The sequence below is a fragment of the Paenibacillus sp. N22P23 genome (assembly GCF_059383735.1).
This window is the reverse complement of the sequence record NZ_JBXENT010000001.1, coordinates 1,675,362-1,700,682: the sequence shown is the minus strand read 5'-3', so window position 1 is coordinate 1,700,682 and position 25,321 is coordinate 1,675,362. Positions and strand designations below refer to the sequence as shown.

17 protein-coding genes are annotated in these 25,321 nt (G+C 50.8%); 13 read left to right on the top strand and 4 right to left on the bottom strand.

Features of this window, described 5'->3' with window-relative positions; all coding sequences use genetic code 11:
* Positions 1-15 precede the first annotated feature (15 nt).
* The 13 genes from AC506A_RS08010 to AC506A_RS07950 all read left to right on the top strand — a co-directional run bounded on the left by AC506A_RS08010 (position 16) and on the right by AC506A_RS07950 (position 21,080).
* Positions 16-2,724, top strand: a complete 2,709-nt coding sequence (locus AC506A_RS08010) for an S-layer homology domain-containing protein (protein ID WP_495460426.1) — start codon at positions 16-18, stop codon at positions 2,722-2,724.
* A 184-nt stretch (positions 2,725-2,908) separates the two neighbouring features.
* Complete coding sequence (gene nth, locus AC506A_RS08005; RefSeq protein WP_495460996.1) at positions 2,909-3,556, top strand: endonuclease III; 648 nt, start codon at positions 2,909-2,911, stop codon at positions 3,554-3,556.
* A gap of 43 nt (positions 3,557-3,599) precedes the next feature.
* Complete coding sequence (locus tag AC506A_RS08000) at positions 3,600-3,866, top strand: NAD/NADP transhydrogenase alpha subunit (RefSeq protein WP_495460425.1); 267 nt, start codon at positions 3,600-3,602, stop codon at positions 3,864-3,866.
* 55 nt (positions 3,867-3,921) lie between these two features.
* Positions 3,922-7,614 (top strand): dynamin family protein, encoded by a 3,693-nt coding sequence (locus tag AC506A_RS07995; protein WP_495460424.1) that lies wholly within the window; start codon positions 3,922-3,924, stop codon positions 7,612-7,614.
* Positions 7,615-7,924: 310 nt separating this feature from the next.
* Positions 7,925-9,703, top strand: a complete 1,779-nt coding sequence (locus AC506A_RS07990) for an ABC transporter ATP-binding protein (RefSeq protein WP_495460423.1) — start codon at positions 7,925-7,927, stop codon at positions 9,701-9,703.
* Positions 9,700-11,541 carry an ABC transporter ATP-binding protein gene (locus tag AC506A_RS07985; RefSeq protein ID WP_495460422.1) on the top strand — a complete coding sequence of 614 codons (1,842 nt, stop codon included), beginning with the start codon at positions 9,700-9,702 and terminating at the stop codon, positions 11,539-11,541. Before AC506A_RS07990 ends, AC506A_RS07985 begins: the two co-directional genes overlap by 4 nt.
* A 69-nt stretch (positions 11,542-11,610) precedes the next feature.
* Complete coding sequence (gene purT / locus AC506A_RS07980) at positions 11,611-12,789, top strand: formate-dependent phosphoribosylglycinamide formyltransferase (protein ID WP_495460421.1); 1,179 nt, start codon at positions 11,611-11,613, stop codon at positions 12,787-12,789.
* Positions 12,790-13,001: 212 nt separating this feature from the next.
* Positions 13,002-13,829 (top strand): GDSL-type esterase/lipase family protein, encoded by an 828-nt coding sequence (locus tag AC506A_RS07975; RefSeq protein ID WP_495460420.1) that lies wholly within the window; start codon positions 13,002-13,004, stop codon positions 13,827-13,829.
* 12 nt (positions 13,830-13,841) lie between these two features.
* On the top strand, positions 13,842-14,816 hold the full coding sequence (locus AC506A_RS07970; RefSeq protein WP_495460419.1) for an ABC transporter ATP-binding protein: 975 nt from the start codon (positions 13,842-13,844) through the stop codon (positions 14,814-14,816).
* Positions 14,809-15,795, top strand: a complete 987-nt coding sequence (locus AC506A_RS07965; RefSeq protein ID WP_495460418.1) for an ABC transporter permease — start codon at positions 14,809-14,811, stop codon at positions 15,793-15,795. The genes AC506A_RS07970 and AC506A_RS07965 overlap by 8 nt, the downstream gene beginning before the upstream one ends.
* Positions 15,796-15,872: 77 nt before the next feature.
* Positions 15,873-17,843 carry a DNA topoisomerase IV subunit B gene (parE, locus tag AC506A_RS07960; RefSeq protein ID WP_495460417.1) on the top strand — a complete coding sequence of 657 codons (1,971 nt, stop codon included), beginning with the start codon at positions 15,873-15,875 and terminating at the stop codon, positions 17,841-17,843.
* Positions 17,844-17,863: 20 nt separating this feature from the next.
* Positions 17,864-20,305: a DNA gyrase subunit A gene (gene gyrA, locus AC506A_RS07955; RefSeq protein WP_495460416.1), complete on the top strand. Its 2,442-nt coding sequence runs from the start codon at positions 17,864-17,866 to the stop codon at positions 20,303-20,305.
* Between the two features lie 367 nt (positions 20,306-20,672).
* A complete protein-coding gene (locus AC506A_RS07950) occupies positions 20,673-21,080 on the top strand; it encodes a MarR family winged helix-turn-helix transcriptional regulator (RefSeq protein ID WP_495460995.1) in 408 nt (135 codons plus the stop codon).
* A gap of 562 nt (positions 21,081-21,642) precedes the next feature.
* Here AC506A_RS07950 and AC506A_RS07945 read toward each other — a convergent pair.
* Genes AC506A_RS07945 through AC506A_RS07930 form a run of 4 tightly spaced genes read right to left on the bottom strand, consistent with a single transcriptional unit; the run spans position 21,643 to position 25,318 of the window.
* Positions 21,643-22,980, bottom strand: a complete 1,338-nt coding sequence (locus AC506A_RS07945) for a CapA family protein (protein ID WP_495460415.1) — start codon at positions 22,978-22,980, stop codon at positions 21,643-21,645.
* Between the two features lie 5 nt (positions 22,981-22,985).
* Positions 22,986-23,735 carry an RluA family pseudouridine synthase gene (locus tag AC506A_RS07940; protein ID WP_495460414.1) on the bottom strand — a complete coding sequence of 250 codons (750 nt, stop codon included), beginning with the start codon at positions 23,733-23,735 and terminating at the stop codon, positions 22,986-22,988.
* Between the two features lies 1 nt (position 23,736).
* A complete protein-coding gene (locus AC506A_RS07935; RefSeq protein ID WP_495460413.1) occupies positions 23,737-24,603 on the bottom strand; it encodes a class I SAM-dependent methyltransferase in 867 nt (288 codons plus the stop codon).
* The gene (locus AC506A_RS07930; protein WP_495460412.1) at positions 24,590-25,318 is read right to left on the bottom strand and encodes a response regulator; all 729 of its coding nucleotides are present in this window, start codon (positions 25,316-25,318) and stop codon (positions 24,590-24,592) included. The genes AC506A_RS07935 and AC506A_RS07930 overlap by 14 nt, the downstream gene beginning before the upstream one ends.
* Positions 25,319-25,321: the final 3 nt, after the last annotated feature.

Genomic DNA, 25,321 nt, shown 5'->3' with positions numbered 1-25,321 from the left:
AGGAGCTCACAGAATATGCCGCAGCAGAAGAAATGGGTTAAAGTGGTTTCATCGATGTTGGTTTTCTCAGTACTTACAGGGTTTTCTGCAGTCGGCGGTTCGTTAGCGTTTGCTGATTCAGCCTTGTCTACACGATTCAGCGATGTGCCTGTCGGACACTGGGCAGAGAAGCATATTGCTAAACTTGCCACTCAAGGGATCGTTAAAGGAACGAATGGAGCGTTCAAGCCTTCGGATAATGTGTCGCAGCAGGAAGCGATCGCGCTTGCCATCCGTTTTATCGGTAAAGAGCAAGAAGTTAAGGTAGATGATGCTATTGTCTTCCCGGACACATTCGAGGTCAGCACTTATTTTAAACCTTATATCATTCTTGCTTTTCAAGAGGGCTTACTCGATCAGAAAGAAGAGTTCGAGCTGGCCGAAGCGAATCCGGGGTCCGCATGGGGAACGCAGAAAGCAACGCGTGAATGGATCACGAAGCTGATTGTAAAAGCGATTGGCAAGCAGAAGGAAGCCGAGGCGCTCGCAAATGATGCGATTAGCTTCTCTGATGGCAGTAAAGTTGGTGAAGACTATAAGGGTTATGTGAACGCTGCAGTATCCCTTCAACTAATTAAAGGGATTACAGTAGATCGTTTCGATCCAAAAGGGTACATTACGCGAGCTTCAATTGCTACGATCTTCAGCAGAGCAGAAACGCAATTCCCGGTTAATTACACGGGTCAACAAACCGCTGTCATGACTGGCATTGATGCAACTTCTGTTCATCTGTATCAGAATGATAAAGAATCTGCGATTGAGATGACGCCGGATACATACGTGTATCGCTTCGATTCCGAGAAACCTTCGAAGGTGGCGGACCTTGAACCGAATACGAAACTCCTCGTCATATCGAGCGGGAATAAAGCACTTTATGTCGAGCAGCTTGATGCTGCTGCACAAGTGGAGAAGCTTAAAGGGACTGTAGACCGCGTCTTAGTCAACGATAATAAGATGTGGGTATGGATTGCTGATGAGCCGGTTGCCATCACGTTTAACAGTGCAACTGTTGTGACAGATGGAGCAGGAACGGTCATTAAACCGAGTGCACTTACGAAAGACAGTGAAGTGGAGATCACACGCGATACATACAGAACGAAACCACAAGCGATCTCTATTAAAGTTCAATCGGCACCTATCAATAGTAATGGACAAGGTACAATCAGCGCGGTTGATCTTACTTCGTCAGCTATAACGGTGAAAGATAGTGTATCCGCTAACGAGTACAAGTTTAACGTCTCTCCGCAAGTGGATGTGATATGGCAAGGACAGATTTTGGACGGCGGATTGTCTCAGCTTCGTGTTGGCGATGCCATTTCGTACGAAGTGAAAAATTCGCTCGTGACCAAAGTCACGATTACACAAACCTCGGCCAAGCTAATTCGCGGCGAATTCTATTCTGCAAGCAGTGACGGTAAAACGATCCAATATGTGAAAAATGCCGGAACTGCACAAAGCGCACTAGAAGCTAAGTTTGTATCCACGCTAGTGGATGTAACAATCGATGGACTGACTGGCACAACCATTTCTGACCTTGTCAAAGGGGATATCCTAGATATCTCTTTGAATTCGAATGATCAAGTTGTTGCCATCAAAGTTGTGAATCGTAATGTGACACTGATGATTGGTGCAACGGTTCGTAATTATGAAAGTGACACGAGGATACTCGATTTTAAAGACAAAGACGGTAATCCGATGTCTGTTTATTTGACGGACAAAACAAGAATCGATTTGAACGGTTCGACTGTTGCTGTGAGTACTGCTGGCTCGCTGTTGACTAAGAACAGGAAGCTGACCATCGGAGTTACCGATAATAAAGCTGTCCTCATTCAATTCGTATACAAATACAGCGGAACAGTGACAGGTATTAATTCGAGTCAGGTGTCGATCACGCAGAGCAACGGAGCTGTCGTAACGCTGCCGCTCGAGCTGCCGAATGCCATTGAAATTGCCGGCAAAACATCCTCTACAATAGCAGATGTTAAAGTAGGCGATACCGTAACCGGTCTGCTAAATTCGAATCAAGATAAAGTGATCACGCTTCAAGTTCATACATCCTTGCAAACGAGTGTATCTGCAGCTGATATAGCAGGCAAACGTTTGAAGGTGAAAACAACGGATGGTTCCATCCTTGATTTGAATGCATCTGCGATGGAGATTTTCAATGAACGAGGCGATAAGATCACACTGGCCGATCTGAAGTCAGGTCAAACCGGTAATGTTCAATATGTCGGCTTGAGCCCAGTTTCGTTTAAGCTTGTAAAAGTCACATATGGCAAGCTGACTGCTGTAAACACAAGCTCCATGGTGATCGTTGATAACAGTGGAGTTGCTACTAGCGTAACGTTAGGCGATTCTTATACCGTTATGAAGAACGGACTAACAGGCAGCTCAGCTGCAGTACTGCAAATCGGTGACCGTGTTGAAGTAAAGAAGGATGCTAAAGATCGTGTCGTAGTCACCGTAAACAGCGGGATTAGCAAGAAGTTCTGGAAGTTTAACGCAGCTATTGGCGAGCTTTCCGTAAAGCGAGCTACACTTACAGAACTCAACACGTATACCGTAACGTCAGCTACGAAAGTTACACAAGGCGACCAGCAAATTACGATCGCTCAACTGAAAGATGGCGATGCGATACTGCTTTATTTCTACCAGAATGTATTGGTCGAAATCGCGAAGGTATAAGCGCAACATGAATGACTGATGTCCCGGTGAATCGGCCGGGACATTTTTATTTTGCAATTCTGTGAAATCCTGCACAAATTCAGTCCCGAAAGGGTCATTTGCGGTTGATTAATGCGACAATATTCGCTACACTTTGATTCGATGGTTCAAATAGGAGTGAGATCGGTTGAAGGCGAAAGAGAAAATGGATCATTTTTTAGGTGTGGTCGGAGAGATGTTCCCTGACGCACACTGCGAGCTCCATCACCGCAATCCGTTCGAGCTAACGATCGCAGTTCTGTTGTCTGCGCAGTGCACAGATGAAACTGTCAACAAAGTAACGGCGGATTTGTTCCAAAAATATCAGACACCGGCTGATTATTTGGCTGTTCCACTGGATGAGCTTGAGCACGATATCAGGCGGATTGGACTATTTCGCAACAAGGCGCTGTTTATTCAGAAGTTATGCCGTATGCTCTTAGATGACTACGGCGGAGAAATACCGCAGCAGCATGAGGAACTGACGAAATTGCCTGGCGTAGGCCGAAAAACAGCAAATGTTGTGGTATCCAACGCATTTGGGGTGCCGGCAATTGCAGTGGATACGCATGTGGAGCGTGTATCCAAGCGGCTTGGTTTTGCCAAGGCTGATGATAGCGTGCTTGAAGTCGAGAAGAAATTGATGAAGCTTGTTCCCAGAGCATTATGGACAGAGACGCATCATCGTTTGATCTTCTTCGGTCGATACCACTGCAAGGCTCAGAATCCGAATTGTCCGGTTTGTCCGATGCTAGATTCTTGCAAAGAAGGCAAACAGCGTATGAAACCTGCTTTAAACCGAAAAGCTAAGTAATAAGACGTTTGACCCAAAACATAATGGATAAGGATGATTCCACATGAAATGCATTTCCGTATACACGAAAGATTTCGCTTTATTCTCTGATATTTATGAGCAAATTATGGCATCCCCACCGCAAGAAAATGAAGAAATTACTGTTGAAGGCGTGATAGTTAGCGGAGCAGGCGACGTACCGGATCAATATATTGAACGTATGAGACTTAAGCCTGAGTGTGTCGTAATGAAGGAGAAAGAACGCAACATTACGATCCTTCAGCATGGTGAAGTGTTTGAGATTTGTGTACCTGCCGTACAACTGGTATAACATCTCGTACGTTCAAGTTCGTCTGAATGAGTAGGAAACAGGGAGAGAGAGAGAAATGAGCCAAACGATTGAAAAAGCTGCTCATTCGCTGGACACCTCGCTTGCAGAAATATCGCCGATCATGGCAGCCGCCGGGGATGCGCAAGACGCAGCGCGGCTGCTTGAGCTGCGAGATAAGCTGGGGAACGGTAAGTTGACCGTAGCCTTCTGCGGACATTTCTCAGCGGGGAAATCTACTCTCGTCAATCGGCTTTGCGGCACGCAACTGCTGCCGTCAAGTCCGATTCCGACGAGTGCGAATGTCGTCAGTATTGTGAACGGGGAAGCGAAAGCCACCATTATTAAGCTGGTGAACGGCCAGGAGCAAACGCTTGAGGTGCCGGTAGATGCAGTGAATGATTATTGCAAAGACGGCGAAACTGTATTGGCTATTTCTTTGTCCTATCCGATCCCTCGGCTTGGCACCCATACCGTGCTGCTTGACACGCCGGGGATTGATTCCACAGACGACGCGCACCGGATGGCGACCGAATCGGCGCTTCATTTGGCGGACGTCGTTTTTTATGTGATGGATTACAATCACGTCCAATCCGAAATCAATTTCACGTTTGCCAAACAACTCAAGGAGTGGGGCAAGCCTTTATATCTGATCGTGAATCAAATCGATAAGCATCGCGAGAGCGAACTGACATTTGAAGCCTATAAACAAAGTGTTGACGAAGCGTTCGGGAACTGGCATTTGGAACCGAGCGGTATCGTCTATTTGTCGTTGCGTGAGCCGAACCATCCGCATTCGGAATGGAGCGCACTCGAAGGATTGTTCGAATCGCTAGCTGAGATCCGCGGGCCGCTTGCACTTTGCAGTGTTGACGCTTCTGCTCGTTACGTCGTTCGGATGCACGGGAAAGTGATGGATGATCAAGCAGAGCCGGAACGTGAGCGGCTGCTTGAAGAAGCAGGCGGCGAAGGCGAGGCAGAGCGAGTTCGCGAGGAAATCGCCGGTCTTGAGGAGCAGCTGCGTGTTCATGCAGCTGAGGCGGAGAGCCTGCGGGTGAAGACTCGTCTTGACGTGCAAAGCATTCTCGATAATGCGAATATTACGCCGGCGGCAACGCGGGATCTGGCGCATTCTTTTCTGGAAAGCCGCAAGACCGGATTTAAGGCAGGGCTGCTATTTGCCGGAGCCAAAACCGCAGCTGAACAAGAACGGCGGCTTCAAGCCTTCTTCAACGATTTGGCTGACCTTGTGCAGGCTGGCATCGAATGGCATGTCATCGACTTGCTGCGCCGGACTGCAGATCGGCTCAATTGGCGGGATGAATCGCTGGAGCGTCAGCTGAAGGACACGTTCAGCGGGTTATTAACGCAGGACCTGTTGATCTCCCTCGTTAACCCAGGGGCTGTTATGGGGAACGAGTATACAATGACTTACAGCCGCGAGCTTGCAGCGGCTGTGAAGGGGTTGTTCCGCAAGAGCGCGATGCCTCTCATCGACGCGCTCGGCGACCGCGCAGCAGCGGCCGGCGAAGCTGCCGCTGCGCCGCTGCGCGAACGGCTTAGCGCGCTCGCGCTGCAAGCCGCCGCGCTCGCGCAGCTGGCCGCGCTGCAGCAGCGCGCGGCCGCGCATCTCGCGCGGCTGGCGGCGCTGCTGCCGCCGGCGCCGCCGCGCCCGGCGCTGCCGAAGCCGCTCGCGCTCGGCAGCGAGGCGCACAGCGCCTCCGGCGCCGAGCCGCCGGCCCCGGCTGCGCCTAGCGCCGGCACAGGCGCCGCGGCGACGCCAGCCGCAGCAGCGGTGCCCGCTGCGGCCGCCGTCGCCGGCGGCGAAGCCCAGGAAGCGCCGCCGGAACAAACCGGCGCTTCCCAGAACGCGCTCGCGCCGCAGCGCCAAGCAGCGGAGCGGCTGAGCAAAGCGGCCGCTCTCCTGGCGCCGCATGCGTCGCTCGCCCAGGCCGTGCACGGCATGCGCGAGAAGGCGGAGCGCCTTCGCAGCAGCCGGTTCACGATCGCGCTGTTCGGTGCGTTCAGCGCGGGCAAATCCTCGCTCGCCAACGCCTTGCTAGGCGAGGCAGTGCTTCCCGTATCGCCGAATCCGACGACGGCTGCGGTCAATCGCATCGTGCCGCCGTCCGCGGAGCATCCGCACGGAACGGCTACGGTGCTGATGAAATCACGCGAAGCGATGATGGGCGATTTGCGCTACTCGCTTAATTTGCTCGGTGAAGACGCACAATCGCTAAGTGACGATGCGCTGCTACAAACCATTTATAAATTAACACCGGATGCGGTGCATGCCGGCGGACGCCCGCATTACAGCTTCTTGAAAGCTGCAGTCAAAGGCTGGGCAGCCCACGAAGCTCATTTAGGCCAGCGTTTGGCCGTGAGCGGCGAAGAATTCCAGCTGTATGTCGCGGAAGAGTCGCGGTCTTGTTTTGTCAGCGAAATCGAGCTGCATCATAGCAATCCGTTGACTTCGCAGGGCATTGTCCTTGTTGACACGCCGGGAGCGGACTCGGTCAATGCAAGACATACCGGCGTAGCTTTCAATTATATTAAGAACGCGGACGCGATTCTGTTTGTGACTTATTATAATCATGCCTTCTCGCAGGCCGATCGTCAGTTTCTGCTTCAGCTTGGCCGGGTGAAGGATCAATTCGAGCTTGATAAAATGTTCTTCATCGTGAACGCGGCCGATCTGGCAGCAGACGAAGAAGAACGAGACGGCGTATTAGCGCACGTGGAACGGAACCTGCAGCAGCACGGCATCCGTTTCCCGCGCATGTTCCCGGTTTCCAGCCTTCAGGCGCTGGACGGGAAACGTACGAACAATAAGGCACTGATTGAGCAGTCCGGCATCGGCGCGTTTGAAGCCTCTTTCTTAAGCTTCACGAGCGGCGATCTAGGTGCTTTGGCAGTTGCTGCAGCAGAACAGGAGCTAGCGCGTGCACGCAGCACGATCGCGAACTGGCTCGACGCTGCTTCCGGTGATGCGCTCAGCCGTGAACAGGCAAAGACGGATATTATCGCTCATGCAGCGCGTGCTCGCAGCCTTGTAGATGAACTGAAAGAGCCGCAGCCGAACGCGAAGCTGCAGCAAGAACTGAAAGAACTGCTCTTCTATGTGCTGCAGCGTGTGCAGCTCCGTTTCGGCGATCATTATAACTTTGCGTTCAATCCTTCGTCGCTGCAAGACGATGGACGCGATCTGCGCAAAGCGATGTGGACGTCGTGGCTGGAGCTTCAGCGTTTGCTGCAGATTGAGCTTGCACAGGAGCTGGAAGCCACTTCTCTGCGTCTGGACAATATGCTGGGCAAGCTGGCCGTGAAGAAGTTTACGGAAGTTGCCGCAGAAGCCGGCGCTCAGCTTCAAGGCTTCGAGGCATCTGATTTCAAACCGGTACAGCCGGAAAGCCCTGATGAGCAGCCGCCTTGGCAAGCGAAAGAAGTAGATGCGAAGCTGCTCTGGAGCAAGTTCAAGTCACCGCGCCATTTCTTCGAAGGCGATGGGAAAGCCGCGCTGCGCAGCACGCTCGAAACGGAGCTGACTGCACCGATGCAGCGCTGGCTGCAGGCTGCTGAGGATGCGTGGAGCATCCGTTACACGGGGCTGTGGAATCAAGCGATGGCACATTGTGCAGAAACGCTCCGTCAGGATTTGGATGCGTTCAGCGAAGGGAAGCTTGCTTCCTTGTCTGACAATGCCGACGTTGAGGAACTGCGCAGTGTTCATGCTGCATTAGTTGCCATATAAATCCATAATGAACACGTAAAGAAGCTTATCCAGCGCTCAGAATGAGGCGGATAAGCTTCTTTATTTTGTGAAAATGAAATCATGCAAAAACAGGGGCAAATGTGCAAAAACGGAGCAATATGCGCATGTTGGCGATGATTTACGACGATATCGGAGAATACCCCCTAAACTTTACCCGAGATGGAAGAGGAAGCGAATATTGTCAACTATATGCCCCTGCACTCTGTTTGCCGTACCGGACTCATGCTGTTAATATTCATTCATATTCATAAAAAGGTTCATAAAATTGCAACAGGGAGTGGGTTACCCATTGGACGTCTTCAGGCAACTTAAACCGTTTTACTGGGTCGAACGCAAGAGTTTGTTTGCTTCGATCGCCTTTTTGATCTGCGCTACCGCGCTCGGATTGGTTTATCCAAATTTACTTCGAGTACTGATCGACAAAGTCATCGTTCCCAAAACATTTGAGTGGGTGCCGGCATTATCGCTCGCTGTCGTAGGGGTCGTTACCTTAAAGGGTTGTCTTCAGTTTCTACACGGGTTCTTCGGCGGTCGCCTCGGAAACCGGGTCGCGTTCAGACTTCGTAATGCGTGCTACACGAAATTGCAATCGCTGTCGTTTCAGTATTACGACACGGCAAAAACAGGCGATTTAATGTCCCGTCTGACTGCGGATTTGGAAGCGGTTCGAAATTTCATCGCTTTCGGTTTCGCCCAAATTTTCAACATGTTTCTCATGATTATCTTCGGAGCAGCCATGATGTTCTCCATTCACTGGCAGCTTACGCTGATCACACTGGTGACAATGCCGGTTCTGGTCATTGTGGCACTGCGATTCGAAAAGGTAATTCACCCGGCTTTCAGAGAAATGCGCCAAGCGATGAGTCATTTGACGACTGCGGTCCAAGAGAATATTACAGGCGTACGCACCGTCAAATCATTCGCACGCGAATCGTTCGAAATGGATAAGTTCTCCACACGAAGTGCGGCCTACAAACAAAACCAAATTGCCGCTTCCGGCTTGTGGGGCCGTTTCTTCCCGGTCATGGAGCTGCTTGCAAGCGTGTGTGCGGTTATTCTCCTTGTTGCAGGCGGTACACTCGTTATTCGCGGATCGATTACGTTAGGTGAGATGGTTGCCTTCTTCAGTATGCTTTGGTACATCATCAACCCGATGTGGGCGATGGGCTTCCTGATCAACAACTACACGCAGTCCAAAGCTTCCGGTGAACGTCTGCTGGAGCTGCTCAATGAGTATGTACATGTGAAAGATGTCGAATCCCCGAAATTCCTGGAAGAAAGCAAAATTGAAGGTCATGTTCAATTTCATAACGTGACATTTAATTATGCGGATAAAGCACCAGCGCTGACGAATGTGAGCATTGATGCGAGACCGGGGATGGTTATTGGGATGCTCGGCGGTACCGGTTCCGGTAAGTCGACAGTGATTCAGTTGCTGATGCGTGCTTATAACATCAAGACGGGTAAGATCACGCTTGACGGCGAGGATATTCGCAACATCTCCATTGAGAGCCTTCGCTCCCAAATCGCAACCGTTTTCCAAGAGACGTTCCTCTTCTCTTGCTCGATTCGAGATAACATCGCTTATGCGATCAAAGATGTCACGATGGAGCAAATCATCGAGGCGGCGAAGCTGGCAAAAGCACATGATTTCATCATGGAGCTTCCTGAAGGCTACGACACGATCGTCGGTGAGCGCGGTATGGGCCTATCAGGCGGTCAGAAGCAGCGTATTGCCATTGCACGCGCTCTGATTAAGAATCCACGGATTCTTATTCTAGATGACGCAACAAGCGCTGTAGACATGGAGACCGAGCATGAAATTCAAGCCGGCTTTAGTGAACTTATGGCAGGCCGCACCACATTCATTATCGCACACCGGATTTCATCGCTTCGTCATGCCGATGAAATTCTCGTATTCGACAAAGGTCATGTCGTCCAGCGCGGTCAGCATGAGCAACTAGTAGCAGAAGCCGGTCCGTATCAGGATACGTACAACATCCAATACGCGGATCGTCCCAGTACCGCCACAGCCGAAATCGCAGTAGAAAGAAGGGTCGCACAGTGAGTGATCAGCAGCAGCAGAAAGGGCAGCCGCGAGGCAGTCATGAGCGTTTCATCTACAAGGATGACGATGCGATCGAGAAACCGTTCAACTGGTCTCAAATTACCCGATTGTTCTCCTATATGAAACCTTATCGGAAACAATTATTGCCTGTCATTATCGTCATGATGGTGCTCGGTACGCTCACGCGTCTGGCTATTCCGGCCATCATCATCATGGCGATCGATGAGGCGATTCAGCCGAAGGATGGCGGAGATCCGAGTCTGAGCAAGCTTTACCTGTTTGCGGGAATCATGCTGACTCTCTATATTATTCAATGGGCGGCTAACACGTACCGGATCAAATATACGAATGTCATCGGCCAGCAGGTCATTTATGATTTGCGTCAGGATCTCTTTAAACACATTCAGAAACTTTCATTCCGTTTCTTCGATAAACGTCCGGCAGGCTCGGTTCTGGTCCGCGTTACGAATGACGTCAATGCCCTTCAGGATTTGTTTACGAACGGCGTAGTTAACTTGTTGATGGATTGCGTGCAGCTCGTCGGGATCGTCGTTATTTTGCTGGCATGGAACTTCAAGCTTGGCCTCGCAATCATGATTACGGTACCGCTTATGTTCGTCGTATCAACAGCATTGCGCAAACGGATTCGTTTCGCTTGGCAGGACGTGCGGATGAAGCAGTCGCGAATCAATGCGCATTTGAACGAAAGTATTCAAGGGATGCGCGTGACACAAGCTTATACGCAGGAGAAATCCAATTTCAGCTTCTTCACGAACATCAACAACACCAATATTAAAGCATGGAATAGAGCTTCTGCGCTTAACCAAGCGTTCGGGCCGATTATCGAAGTCACCTCGGCGATCGGTACGCTCATTCTGTTCTGGTACGGCTCGCATCTGATACAAGTCGGCGCGATTACGGTAGGGGTACTCGTAGGTTTTGCCAACTACGTCGGCAACTTCTGGGAGCCGATCAACAGACTCGGCCAAATGTACGCACAACTGCTCATCGCAATGGCTTCCTCTGAGCGGATCTTTGAATTTATCGATGAGAAGCCGACTGTAGGCGAAGAGGAGAACGCGGCTGATCTGCCTCGTATCCGCGGCGATGTATCGTTTGATTCCATCGTCTTCGAATACGAGAAAGGCCGTCCCGCACTGCGCGGCATTTCGCTCGAAGTTACGGCAGGACAGACGATCGCACTGGTCGGACATACCGGTTCAGGCAAAAGCACAATTATGAATTTACTTTGCCGTTTCTATGATCCGGTGCAAGGCGCTGTGCGAGTCGATGGCATCGATATCCGCGACGTCAGCATTGAGAGCTTGCGTTCGCAGGTTGGGGTTGTGCTGCAAGATACCTTTATTTTCTCCGGTACGATCCGGGAGAATATCCGTTTCGGACGTTTGAATGCAACGGACGACGAAATCGTGAAAGCGGCCACAGCCGTTGATGCGCATGATTTCATTATGAGTTTGCCGGACGGCTATGACACGGAAGTTCAAGAGCGCGGTAACAGTCTGTCGATGGGACAACGCCAGCTGCTGTCCTTTGCCAGAGCATTGCTCGCAGATCCGCGAGTCCTGATTCTGGATGAAGCGACGGCAAGTATCGATACCGAAACCGAGCTCAAAATTCAAGAAGCACTCAAGAAATTGTTGAAAGGCCGCACGTCGTTCATCGTAGCGCATCGCTTATCTACGATTCGTAACGCGGACCGCATCGTGGTCTTGGATCATGGTCAAATTGTGGAACAGGGCAGCCATGAAGAATTAATTCGCCATAAAGGCACGTATAATGGTCTCATTGAAGCACAGTATCGTTTTTTATCGGCATAATTCTTGATTTTTCGCTAAAGAACCTCCACAATGGAAGAAAACATTTCTTCCAGGAGGTTCTTTTTCTATATGTATGGATCACCGCTTTCATCTACGGCACGTAAAATTATGCTGCTCGGTTCAGGCGAGCTTGGCAAAGAGGTTATTATGGAAGCTCAGCGCCTTGGCGTTGAAACGATTGCTGTTGATCGTTATGAGAACGCTCCGGCCATGCAGGTTGCTCATCGTTCCTATGTAATTGATATGCTCGATCCGACTGCTCTTCGCGCGCTGATTGAGAAGGAAAAGCCTGACTTACTCGTTCCAGAGATCGAAGCGATTGCAACTTCCGCGCTCGTAGAGCTGGAGAAAGAAGGCTACCGCGTTATCCCTACTGCACGCGCTGCGCTGCTTACGATGGACCGTGAGGGCATTCGTCGTCTGGCTGCAGAAACACTTAACCTGCCTACAGCACCTTACCGCTTCGCAGACACGCTGGACGAGCTTAAAGCTGCAGTTGCAGAACTGGGTACACCATGCGTCATTAAACCGATCATGAGCTCTTCCGGCAAAGGCCAAAGCGTCTGTAAAACCGAAGGGGATGCTGAAGCTTGCTGGAACTATGCAATGGAAGGCGGACGTGCGAAGAAGACGCGTGTTATCGTCGAAGGCTTTATCCATTTTGAATCGGAGATTACGCTCTTAACGGTTCGTTCAGCGTCGGGTACATCGTTCTGCGCGCCGATCGGACATGTACAGAAGGACGGCGATTACATCGAGTCCTGGCAGCCGCATGAAATGTCGGCACAGCAAATTGAAGAAGCAGAAGCAATTGCACGTGCAGTAACCGAGGAGCTTGGCGGTTACGGCATTTACGGCGTCGAACTGTTCCTGACGAAGGATGGCGTGCTGTTCAGTGAAGTTTCGCCTCGTCCGCACGACACCGGCATGGTTACGATGGTTACGCAGGATCTCTCCGAATTTGCGCTTCACGCAAGAGCGATTCTTGGCTTCCCGATCCCAACAATCCGTCTACTGACGCCAGGTGCATCGTATACGCTCAAAGCAGATCGCGATTCGGATCAATTCCAAATCGGTGGCTTGGAGCAAGCGCTTGCCGTACCGAATACGCAAGTGCGTGTGTTCGGCAAACCGGTAACGAAACCGGGCCGTCGTATGGCAGTCGCTCTCAGCTCCGCTGATGATTGCAATAAAGCACGTGAGCTGGCCAAACAAGCAGCACAGTCCTTAACCATCCACTACGAATAAATCGTGCGACAAACTCGCCGAGTATGCTCAAACAACGTCAGCAAGTTCCTTTCGGGAGCTGCTGGCGGCGCATACCGGCTTTTTTTGTATGTGCAGCAATTGGTGAAATTTGCAAATTACAGCCGAAAGCATTACTTTAACATTATAGAATTGTAAAGGTTTGGGATAAAATGGGCATTCGATCCGATATAGAAGAAAGGAGTGTCGGCAGCATGAGAAGCGCATCTTCTGGCGTATTATGGAGAACGATTGGAATTACAGCGCTGGTTTCGACTTTGCTGATGATTGGCGGGTTTGGGTATGCGGTGAAGGACATGCTGTTTCCGCAAGCTGAAGCCTACTCAGGAGAGCAGGCGAATCCAGAGCTGCCGGAGTCTACAAGCCTTGGAAACAGCAAGGCAATTAATGTTACCGCGATTGGCGACTCCCTGACGAAGGGTACAGGAGACGCGACAGGCGAAGGTTATGTCAAGCAAGTCGTAACGCTGCTTAAGGCCAAATTTCCGCTGATTCCGGTCAAATTGAACAACAATTTGGCTGTGAACGGTTTGCGCGCTGATCAACTTGTACATTTGCTCAGCACGGACAAAGGCTATCGCTACTCGTTGCAGCAGGCTAATCTGATTGTCTTTACCATCGGAGGCAATGATTTGTTTCAAATAGCAAACGGTCAATCTGCGGGCGAAGTAACGGGAGATATAAGCTTGGATACGGTGAAGAAAGAGCTCCCGAAAGGCATCGACCGACTGTCGAAAGTCATTAAGCTGCTGCATGAAATTAATCCTAACGCGCAGGTGGTATACACGGGCCTTTATAACCCTTTTTACAATATTACGGACCTTAGAGACGGCAGCTTGCAGGTTCAGAAGTGGAATGAGGAAGCCTATTCGATTCTGCATCAATATCCGAATATGACCTTGGTGCCGTCATTCGATATGTTTGAGCGTTCGATCGGCAGCTATCTGTCGAACGATCATTTTCACCCGAACCATGAAGGCTACGCACAAATTGCGGCACGTATCGTGCAGTCGCTGGAATAGGAGCCCTATGTGATGAATCTACAAACTATTTCAGAAGCAGAAGTCGTTCTTTCCGTTAAAGATGTGAAGAAGCGGATTAGCGGCAAAATGATTATCAAAAACGTCTCCTTTGAAGTGAAAAGCGGCGAAATCTTCGGCTTTCTCGGTCCAAACGGATCTGGGAAGACCACAACGATCCGTATGCTTGTGGGGCTGATCAAACAAACTTCCGGTGAGATCCTTATTTGCGGAAGCGATGTACAGCGTGACCCGGAGAAGGCGCTCAGCCACATCGGCTGTATTGTCGAGAACCCGGAAGTATACGGATACATGACAGGCTGGGAGAATTTAGAGCATTTTGCCCGGATGCAGCGCGGAATTGGTCAAGATCGAATTGCTGAGGTTGTCCGTATCGTCGGCATGCAGCAGCGCATCCATGACAAAGTGAAAACCTATTCGCTTGGCATGCGCCAGCGTCTTGGGATCGCACAAGCGCTGCTCGGCAGGCCGAAACTGCTGATTCTGGATGAACCGACGAACGGCCTGGATCCCAAAGGAATTAAAGAGCTTCGCGAGTTCGTTCGCATGCTGGCTGATCAAGGAATGAGCTTGTTTATTTCTAGTCATCTGCTGAGCGAAATTCAGTTGATGTGCGACCGCGTTGCGATCATCAGTCACGGCGAAGTGCTTGCAGTCGGTACGGTTGACGAGCTTGTGAATCAGACCGGCAGTTATGTCGTTTGGCAGTTCGACGATACGGAAGCGGGAAGAAGGCTGCTTGAGGCGGAGGATGGCATCCGAATCATAAGTGATGGTGAGCATCGGATCGATGAAAGCATATTGGCAAGCTTGAAGGAAGGCATTATTACTTCAATGGGGGCGGAGCGCATCTCTGCCATCGTTGAGAAAGCCGTTCATGCCGGTATTGGCGTCGTTTCGGTACAGAAGATCGCGCCAACGCTGGAAGAACTATTTTTGCAAATGACGGAAGGTGAGAGCATTGGATAGGCTGCTGCCGCTCATTCAGAATGAGACGCTGAAAATATGGAAGAAGAAACGGTTCTATGTTGTCGTACTTGTGCTGCTCGTACTCATTCCGATCTTTACGTATGCCCAGATGAAAATAGCGGAAACCAATCGTAAAAACTTCGCCGATTGGCGCAATCAGCTCGTTCAGCAGATCAATGAGTATCAAAATATGCTCTCAAGTGACCGTATTCCGGAGGAGTGGAAGCGTAACCGCCGAATTGCCGTTCAACAGCTTCAGTATTATTTGGATCACGATGTAAATCCTAACTCACCAAACGGCGTAACTTTTACTCGCAGCTTTATGTCGAATGCCGTTACGCTGTTTTATCCGCTGCTGGTGCTTGCGATTGCCTCTGACCTGGTGTCAGGCGAGCGATCGACAGGAACAATTAAGATGCTTCTCACAAGACCTGTAAGACGATGGAAAATTTTACTGAGCAAGCTCGTTGCTTTGACGTTCTATGTTTCATTAACCGTTGTGGTCAGCGCCATTCTCTGTTATCTTATATCAGGCGCGGTATTTGGGTATTCCGGCTGGCAAATACCTGTGTTTACAGGATTTGTCATCGAAGGCTCTACAATGGAGAGCTCCTATGTACATGCCGTACCACAGTGGTTGTATGTGCTCATGGAAGGCGGACTGATTTGGGTCTCATCCATGACCGTTGCCATTCTGGCGCTCATGGTATCTGTTCTTGTTCGAAGCACGGCGGCGAGTATCGTCACGATGATGGCGGCTGTCATCGCTGGTACGATTTTGTCGAGTATGTCATCATCATGGGAAAGTGCCAAATATGTATTCGCGGTCAATTTGCAGCTAACGGATTATTTAGCAGGCTCCCCGCCGCCAATTCAAGGCATGACACTTTCATTTTCCTTGATTATCCTCGCGATTTGGGCGGCAATCGGACTTATCGTTTCATTCGGTGTCTTTACGAAACAGGACATCATGAATTAGAATAGCTTGAAGTGAGCGAATCGGCTTAAATGGAAAAGAATGCAAGGAAGCGCAATAAATTTTATTAGGAGGACCCTATGACTGAGCAGTTAAATCTTGCGGGCGAAGCGAATTTGGGTACCGACAGCTATGGTGCAGACGACATCCAGGTGCTTGAAGGGCTGACCGCTGTTCGGAAACGGCCCGGGATGTACATCGGCAGCACGAGCACTTCGGGCTTGCATCACCTTGTCTGGGAGATCGTCGACAATGCGGTTGACGAGCATCTGGCAAAGTTCTGCTCTGCCATTGACGTAACGATCCATAATGACGGATCGATTACAGTGAAGGACAATGGACGCGGCATACCTACCGGCATGCATAAGACCGGTATTCCCACGCCTCAAGTTGTCTTTACGATTTTGCATGCAGGCGGTAAGTTCGGCGGCGGCGGATATAAGAAATCCGGCGGTTTGCACGGCGTTGGCGCATCGGTAACGAATGCGTTGTCGGAGTGGCTGGAAGTTGAAATTTACCGTGATGGTAAAATACATAAGCAGCGCTTCGAGTATTGGGTCGACGACGCTGGCAAAGAGCATGTCGGCGAACCGGTAACGGGACTTATCGTTATGGGCAATACGAATCGTACAGGTACGAAAGTAACCTTTAAGCCGGATACACGCGTTTTCCACGGTAATATTTCAATCAATTATGATACGCTCTCTGAGCGGCTGCAGGAGATTGCGTTCCTGAACTCCGGGTTAAAGGTAACGGTAAAGGACGATCGCAGCGGCAAACAAGACCAGTTTCACTATGAAGGCGGCGCGCGGCAGTTTGTTCAGTTTCTGAATGAAGATAAAACCGTGCTGCATGATGTCGTTCATTTTGCAGGCGAACGTGATGAAATCGAAGTTGAGGTGGCTTTGCAGTACAACGACGGCTACACGGAAACCTTGGCCTCGTTCGTAAACTCCATCCCAACACGCGGCGGCGGTACGCATGAGACCGGATTCAGAACCGCATATACGCGTGTTATGAACGATTATGCACGCAAGAACGCAATGATCAAGGAGAAAGACAAGAATCTCGACGGCAACGACCTTCGCGAAGGCATGATGGCGGTTATCAACATCAAGATGTCCGAGGTTGAATTCGTTGGTCAAACGAAGGATCAGCTCGGCAGTTCTTCGGCCAGAAGTGCCGTAGATGCGATCGTCTCTGACAAGATGCAGGTTTTCCTGGAGGAAAATCCGCAGGTTGCGCAAATGCTGCTGAAGAAGGCGGTTCAAGCATCAAGAGCCCGCGAAGCTGCACGTAAAGCGCGTGACGAAATCCGCAGCGGCAAGAAGAAGAGCGAAAGCTCCAACCTTGGCGGCAAGCTGACGCCGGCACAGTCGAAAGATGTTACCCGTACGGAGCTGTTTATCGTAGAAGGTGACTCCGCAGGCGGTTCCGCGAAGCAAGGCCGCGACTCCAAGTTTCAAGCGATTCTTCCGCTTAAGGGGAAACCGATGAATCCGGAGAAGGCTAAGCTGCTCGATATTCTTAAAAACGACGAATACAAGGCGGTTATCGCGGCGATCGGCGCAGGCATTGGACCTGAGTTCGACGCGGAATCGTGTAATTATAGCAAAATCATCATTATGACGGATGCGGATACGGACGGCGCGCACATTCAAGTGCTGCTTCTAACGTTCTTCTACCGCTACATGAAGCCATTGATTGATTTGGGCCGCGTCTTCATTGCGCAGCCGCCTCTTTATAAGATTACAAGGAAATCCGGCAAGCTTGAAACCGTTCGGTATGCTTGGTCGGATGAGCAGCTCCAGAATTATTTGAAGGAGTTCGGCAAGAACTTTGAGCTGCAGCGTTATAAAGGACTCGGCGAGATGAATCCCGATCAATTATGGGAAACGACGATGAATTCGGAGACGCGTACGCTGCTTCAAGTTCAAATTGAAGATGCAGCCAAAGCGGAGCGCCGCGTTTCCACGCTCATGGGCGACAAAGTAGATCCGCGTAAACGCTGGATCGTTGAGAATGTTGATTTTACCGAATATGTTGAATAACAGTTGAGGAGAGTTTCGGCATGAGTATCCTGGAACAGTTTTTGCCGGCGTTTCTTGAGGAGGTCGTGGGCGACCGCTTCGGACGCTATTCCAAATACATCATTCAGGACCGCGCCATTCCCGATGTACGAGACGGATTGAAACCGGTGCAGCGGCGTATTTTGTACGCGATGTATGATGCAGGCAACACGCCCGATAAAGGGTATCGCAAATCGGCCAAGACGGTCGGCGATGTAATGGGTAATTATCATCCGCACGGCGATTCCTCCATCTATGAAGGTATGGTTCGTATGGCGCAGCCATGGAAAATGGGACATATGCTCATCGACGGCCATGGAAACTGGGGTTCGATCGATGATGACCCGGCAGCAGCGATGCGTTATACCGAAGCGCGTTTATCGCCAATTGCGATGGAACTGCTTCGTGATATTGAGAAACGAACGGTCTTATTCAAAGACAATTTCGATAATACGACGAAAGAGCCGGTTGTGCTGCCTTCGCGGTATCCTAACCTGCTCGTAAATGGTGTAAGCGGAATTTCCTCCGGTTTCGCGACGGAAATTCCGCCGCATAACTTGCGTGAAGTGATCGACGCTTGTAATGCGATGATGGAGAACCCGGACATTGAGCTGGCACAGCTGATGGACATTGTGAAAGGTCCCGATTTCCCGACAGGCGGACTCATCATGGGTGAGGATGGTATCCGAGACGCTTACCAAAGCGGCAAGGGCCGCATCTATCACCGATCCAAATCGATCATTGAAGACATGAAGGGCGGACGCCAACAGATCGTCATTACGGAAATTCCGTATCAGGTCGTCAAATCCCGCCTTGTTACTGCAATGGAGAACATTCGGATCGAGAAGAAGGTCGAAGGCATCGCTGAGGTTCGCGATGAAAGCGGCCGTAACGGTCTTCGGATTGTCATCGAGCTGAAGAAGGACGCGGATGCGCAAGGCATTCTGGCGTATTTGCTTAAGAAAACCGATCTTCAGGTCGCGTACAATTTCAATATGGTTGCGATTGTAAACAAAACGCCGAAGCAGCTCAGTCTGAAGGACATGCTGACCGCGTACATTGCGCATCAGAAAGAAGTTGTAACGGAACGTTCCAAGTACGAGCTGGAGAAAGCGGAAGATCGCGCTCACGTACTGGAAGGTTTGGCGAAGGCGCTTAATTTGCTGGATGAAATCATCGCAACCATTAAGGCGTCGAAGAATCGGCAGGATGCTCAGCAGAACCTCGTAGCGAAGTTTACGTTTACAGAGCGCCAAGCGGATGCGATTCTGACGCTCCAATTATACCGTTTGACGAATTTGGAGATTACTTCGATTGAGAAGGAATTGAAGGATATTCAGAAACGGATTACGTATTTGCGTTCGATTCTAGACAGCGAGAAGAAACTGCGTTCTGTTATCAAGGAAGAGCTGCTGGAAATTCGCGAGAAGTACGGTATCGACCGCCGTTCCGGCATTCAAGGCGAAGTGGAGGAACTGAAGGTTAACCTTGAGGTTATCGTCGCTGCTGAAGATGTACTTGTTACCCTTAGCCAGGACGGTTATATCAAGCGGACCTCTAAGCTATCGTTCACCCGTTCCGGCGGCGAGCTTGGAAGTGCCGGCGTCAAGGAAGGCGACGTTATTCGTACGCTGCTTGATGTGAATACGATTGATCAACTGCTGCTCTTCACGCGCAAAGGACAGTATTATCAACTGCCTGTCCATCAAATTCCGGAGTTCAAATGGAAGGATACCGGTACGGCCGTCGTGAACGTCATTCCGATGCCGAAGGACGACAGTATCATTGGTGTCATTCCTGTGAAGGATTTTGAAGCGCCTGATCGTTCGGTAGTCTTCGTAACCAAACGAGGACAAGTGAAACGGACGGAGCTCAAAGAATATAAATCAACGCGTTCCACTGCTATGGCGGCTGTGAAGCTGTCTGATGGTGATGATGTATTGCGTGTATCGCTTAGCGACAACAGTAAAGAGCTGCTGCTCATTACGAAGAACGGGATGAGTATCCGTTTCCCTGAGAGCGAAGTGAATCCGATGGGCCGCGTTGCTGGAGGTGTCCGAGGCATTACCGTTCGCGAAGGCGATGAAATCGTCGCAGCAGAGTGGGTGTCGGGTGATGAAGGCGAAGTGCTTGTCCTGACGGAGCTTGGATACGGCAAACGTTCCTTGCTGCTTGATTATCCGATCCAAGGTCGGGGCGGCAAAGGCGTCGCCACCTTCGAGTTTAAGGAAGGCAGTCGGGTCCGCTCGAATGGCATTGGTCTCATTGGAGGCCTCCACTGCAAGGAAGCGCGGGATCTGGTGCTGCTAACGGCAGCCGGCACGAATCAAATCGTTTCGACGGAGAAAGCGCCGATTGATGATCGGAAATCGACTGGCCGCGCGGTAACAGCGGTCGATAAGAAGGATGTATTGACGTCGTTCTTCGTGCGCGCCGATTTGTAAGCTCAGTCAAATGGCTGATGGGGAGAATCGCGACGCTCCATCATTTCAACAATAAGTTCTAGCACGACCCACAATGGGGCTGGTTCATCTAGCCGGTCAACCCATTGCGGGTCTTTTTGTATGCCGATTTGCGATAGTTTACGTACAAGTTCGAGCTTGCGCTCCTCCATATTACGGATCACGCTCCATTCCTTATTTCGAGTCGGTACAACAGCCTATACCACCAATGTATGTCTAATTGTGTCAAATGGTTCTCTTTTGTAGCGATTAGTCAGACAAAATATTAACTGCATTAACCTTATATTCGACATTTCGGCATGGTATAATAAGGTATAAGATAAAATCGGACAGAAGGCGGGTGATGGTCATCGTTTCTGCGGAATTTGCCCGGTTGTGGATGAAGATGACGAAGGAATGGAAGTCGCATCTGGAGGAAGAACTGGCTCCCGGATTAACGGAAGGACAACTGAGCGTGTTAGAGCTGCTGCTGCTGCATCAACCGATGAAACCCTCGGATTTGCTCGGTTATTTGGAGACGACACCCGCTGCTATAACAACGCTGCTTGATCGAATGGAGCGCGGCGGTCTTGTCGTGCGAAACCGGGATGAGAGTGACCGCCGTATTGTATGGGTGACCGTGACCGATAAGGGGCAGATCGAAGCTGCTCGCGGACTTGCCGTTCGCGATGCTTACATCAGCGAAGCGCTTGATCGCATATCTTCCCATAATCAACAGCTGTTAGTCTATCTGCTTGGCAAAGTAGCCAATTCGTAGGTTGTACATAAGCTCACATACAAGCAAGGTCTGAGAGGGCCGCTGCAATAGAAAAGGCCTGTGCATCAGCATGTTCCGACGTGGAACTGCTGCGCACAGGCCTTTTGTTTTTTGCTGGAGGAGTGGGGGAGGGGCTGCAGAAGAGCTTCCACTCTAACGAACTCTAGAGCCCTTATTTTAGCCAAATGACTGGATTTGAAATTCTAACGACCCCTACGGGAGCTATTTCGTGTCGAGATGCCCTTTTCTGCTCCATTTTCCCGAAATAACGCCCTCACGGTTCATTAGATCTGATAAGTAGCTATTTTCGAGCAATAAGGCCCTTACAGTTCGTTAGCGCGAAAATACGGTTCAAAGGCTGTCCGGACATGGTATTCCCATACTGGTTCACCCACTACTGAGCAAATGTTGAATAATCAACATGCCGGCACAACGTGCAACATTTTCGACCCTTCTCAAGTTATTAATGATGTCCGGTGTAGGATTCAGTCTACGCAAAAAAGAAAAATGGCTGACCCGTATAAATGAATCCCGGTTCAGCCACTTTTGTGCGTTTATCCAATCAGCCCGTTACCTTGAACGGCTTGCCTGACATCGATTTCAGTCGTTTCATAAGCTGGTTGTACATCTGTTTGATCGACGTATAATCCGTTCCAGAGAGATCCTTTAACGATTTGGAGGCAATAACCTGCTGCAGCGGAACAACACTATAGTTGGTCACGCCTTTGCTGGTTACCCGGTGCACCCAGGTAGGGAGCGCCTCCACATTCTGAATCGAAGTTTTACCTGTAGGTCCGTCTTTATGAATGTTCACTTTGTAGACGACACCGTAGTCCTTCGAATCACCGCGTTGATTGGAAATGAAATTACCCATCGAATAAATGATAAGTCCTTTTCTGACGGAACCATCCGGTTCAGCAGCTTCAACCATCTCGTAGGGCTGTATGACATGCGGGTGTGAGCCGGCAATAATGTCGGCGCCTGCTGCGATCAGCTTGCGCGCGAGTTTCTTCTGCACGTCATTGGGCTGCGTCTGATATTCGATGCCGAAATGCAGCACAACCGTAATGAAATCAGAGCCGGCCTCGCGCAGCTTCTTGATGTCATTGATGATCTTAGTTTCATCGATCAAGGAGACGGCATAAGGCTGATCTTTCGGCAGCGGGATACCGTTGGTACCGTACGTGTAGGCGAGCAGCCCCATTGCAATGCCTTTGCGCTTGGCAATGACGATCCGGTCAGCTTCAGCCCGCGAGCGCGCCGTGCCTTTCGTTTCGAAGCCAAGCTCATCCAGCTTCTTGAGCGTCAGCGCGATGCCTTTGGCACCGCGATCAAGAGCGTGATTGTTAGCTGTCGTAATCGTCGTGAAGCCGGCATATTTGAGCGCTTCGCCAAGTTCAGTCGGCGCATTGAAGCGCGGATAACCGGAATAACCGAGCGACTTGCCGGCAATCGGCGTCTCCAGATTGGCGAGCGTCCAATCGCCTTGCTCAAGAATGGCTTTCATTGGCTTGAAGAAATGCTCGAAGTTGTACTTCTTGGTTTTCTCGTTATAGGCACCAGGGAGCTGCGGCATATGCATCATAATGTCGCCAACTGCTACCCAAAGCGCATCAACTGACTTCTCAGGGGCTGGAGGCGTGTTCTCAGCGTCTTGATCGTCAGGTTGAGATAAGTCGCCCTCATCAACCGGCGATTGATTAGCAGTGTCACCAGCGTTCTCTGGCGTTGGCGCCGGATCGGACTCCGGTGCTGCTGGATCCACTTCCGGAGCTGGCTCTTGCACGGTCTCCGGCTGGTTGTTAGGTTCCGGCTCCAGGGACGGACCGCTCCCGCAGCCGGCTAGAAGGAGCAGGGAAAGGACGAGTAGGCTGAGCAGCCATAATTTGCGTCTAGTCATAAGCCCTACAGTCCTTCCAGCGGCATGATCGAACGTGCCCGGATGAAATCGTCATCGCGAAAACGGCTCCACGGCTCGGTCTTCGGCGGCAGTGCGTGAACGGTAAGCCATTCCTTCGTAACGGGATGCGCCACACCGATCGATGTCGACCAAAGTGCAATATCCTGTTCGCCTTGAACGGTAGGAGCTCCATATTTGCGGTCATAGACGAGCGGGCAGCCGATTTCGGCCATTTGAGCTCTGATCTGATGCGAGCGGCCAGTCAGCAGTTTCACGGCGATGAGAGAGAGCCCGCCTTGTTTGGCGACGACCGCATAATCGAGAATGGCTTCTTTCGCATCCGGAACCTGCTTCTGATGAACGGTAACGATGTTTCTGCCGGCATCTTTACGCAGGAAATGGCGCAATCTACCGGCAGCTGCCGCAGGGGAACCATGAACGACGGCTACATACAGCTTATCGAATGAGCGGCTGCGAACAGATTCTGACAGGCGGGAAGCCGCTTTGGACGTCTTCGCAAACAGCATGGCGCCGCCAACAGGTCGATCCAAACGATGCACGAGTCCGACATATACGTTGCCTGGTTTCTGATAGCGCGCCTTGAGGTCATCCTTCAGCAGTGTGACCATATCCATTTCGCCCGTTTCATCGGCCTGCGAAAGCATTCCCGCAGGCTTAATGACGGCAAGCAGATGGTTGTCCTCATACAGCACAGGCAGAAGCGGGGCCGGGGCTGCATTCGGGTCGTTACCCATCTTACTTACCCTCCCAACGTCCCAAGATGCCGCAAGGCAGTGTAAGCCCGGATGCGGAAATAGGGATGCCGATCTCGCCGCAATGGATGGAGCCGGTATGTTTGCGGCCAACCGTCATATGCAGCATATTGTGAAGAACTGTCGGCGACAGTCCTGTCGTGTACGAATTCACTAGCAAGAACAGAGGGTTCTCGGTAAGAATCGTCGTGCAGAACTCAAGAAACGGATAGAGATTTTGCTCCAGCTTCCATGTTTCGCCGTTCGGTCCGCGTCCGTAGGAAGGCGGATCCATGATGATGGCATCGTACTTGCTGCCGCGGCGCTGCTCGCGCTGTACAAATTTGAATACATCATCCGTTATGTAGCGAACTGGAGCGGTTGCCAGACCGGAAAGCTCAGCATTTTCTTTCGCCCATTGCACCATACCTTTGGCAGCATCGACATGGCACACTTCTGCGCCGGCTGCAGCGGCAGCAACGGTAGCCCCCCCTGTATAAGCGAACAAGTTCAGCACGCGGATCGGACGACCGGCTTTGCGGATCTTGTCCATCATCCAGGTCCAGTTGACAGCCTGCTCAGGAAACAGTCCGGTATGTTTGAAGCTGGTCGGTTTAATATGAAATTTCAGCTCACCATAGGAGATGGACCAGCGTTCCGGCATTTTCGTGCGGAATTCCCATTCTCCGCCGCCGGAGGAGCTTCTGTGATAGTGGCCGTCTGCTGTTTTCCACAAACCACTTTCATTCGCAATCGGCCAAATCACTTGAGGGTCAGGTCTGCGCAGCACGTAGCTGCCCCAGCGCTCAAGCTTTTCTCCGTTGCCGGTATCGAGAAGTTCGTAATCTTTCCATAAATCAGCGTTGTACATGTGTGTTACCTTCCTTGGCGTTGAATTTGTAGCCTACTCCCCGAACGGTGACGATGTAGATCGGGTTTGCAGGGTCGGGCTCGATTTTCTTGCGCAAATTGCTGACATGAACCATCAGTGTGCGAGTATCGCCCATACTATCATGTCCCCAAACGATCGTATACAGATCATCCAGTGCAAAAGCGCGGTTCGGTGTTTTGGCTAAGCGAACGAGAAGCTCGAACTCTTTCGCCGATAGGAAGACTTCCTTGCTGCCCAGATGAACGGTCCGTGCAGGCAAATCAATTCGTAAACCATCATATTCTAGCACTTCGCCGACAGCTCGATCGATCGAATACTGACCGATAACAGATTGGCGGCGCAGATGTGCTTTAACGCGAGCGACAAGCTGGCTTGGACTGAACGGCTTGGTCATATAATCATCGCCGCCCACAGTAAGTCCATGTATAATGTCAGTATCATCGCTCTTACAGCTTATGAGCAAAATGGGAACGTTGGAAATCGTTCGGATGTGCTTGCACACTTCGAAACCATCCAGATTCTTGAGTGAGATGTCCAGCAGGATCATATCCGGCTTCAGCCCGGCTGCGAGCAGGACGGCATCTTCACCGTTGTCTGTCGTATGTACTTCAAAACCTTCTCGTTCCATATATAAAGTAATCAGCTCGGTAATGTCGGCTTCATCGTCAACGACAAGAATTTTGCTACCATTCATCTC

What these genes read in the sequence shown, in the direction of transcription:
- AC506A_RS08010 (WP_495460426.1), top strand. Translation starts at nt 16, where the DNA reads ATGCCGCAGCAGAAGAAATGGGTTAAAGTGGTTTCATCGATGTTGGTT.
- nth (WP_495460996.1), top strand. Translation starts at nt 2,909, where the DNA reads ATGGATCATTTTTTAGGTGTGGTCGGAGAGATGTTCCCTGACGCACAC.
- AC506A_RS08000 (WP_495460425.1), top strand. Translation starts at nt 3,600, where the DNA reads ATGAAATGCATTTCCGTATACACGAAAGATTTCGCTTTATTCTCTGAT.
- AC506A_RS07995 (WP_495460424.1), top strand. Translation starts at nt 3,922, where the DNA reads ATGAGCCAAACGATTGAAAAAGCTGCTCATTCGCTGGACACCTCGCTT.
- purT (WP_495460421.1), top strand. Translation starts at nt 11,611, where the DNA reads ATGTATGGATCACCGCTTTCATCTACGGCACGTAAAATTATGCTGCTC.
- AC506A_RS07975 (WP_495460420.1), top strand. Translation starts at nt 13,002, where the DNA reads ATGAGAAGCGCATCTTCTGGCGTATTATGGAGAACGATTGGAATTACA.
- AC506A_RS07970 (WP_495460419.1), top strand. Translation starts at nt 13,842, where the DNA reads ATGAATCTACAAACTATTTCAGAAGCAGAAGTCGTTCTTTCCGTTAAA.
- parE (WP_495460417.1), top strand. Translation starts at nt 15,873, where the DNA reads ATGACTGAGCAGTTAAATCTTGCGGGCGAAGCGAATTTGGGTACCGAC.
- gyrA (WP_495460416.1), top strand. Translation starts at nt 17,864, where the DNA reads ATGAGTATCCTGGAACAGTTTTTGCCGGCGTTTCTTGAGGAGGTCGTG.
- AC506A_RS07945 (WP_495460415.1), bottom strand. Translation starts at nt 22,980, where the DNA reads ATGACTAGACGCAAATTATGGCTGCTCAGCCTACTCGTCCTTTCCCTG.
- AC506A_RS07940 (WP_495460414.1), bottom strand. Translation starts at nt 23,735, where the DNA reads ATGGGTAACGACCCGAATGCAGCCCCGGCCCCGCTTCTGCCTGTGCTG.
- AC506A_RS07935 (WP_495460413.1), bottom strand. Translation starts at nt 24,603, where the DNA reads ATGTACAACGCTGATTTATGGAAAGATTACGAACTTCTCGATACCGGC.
- AC506A_RS07930 (WP_495460412.1), bottom strand. Translation starts at nt 25,318, where the DNA reads ATGAATGGTAGCAAAATTCTTGTCGTTGACGATGAAGCCGACATTACC.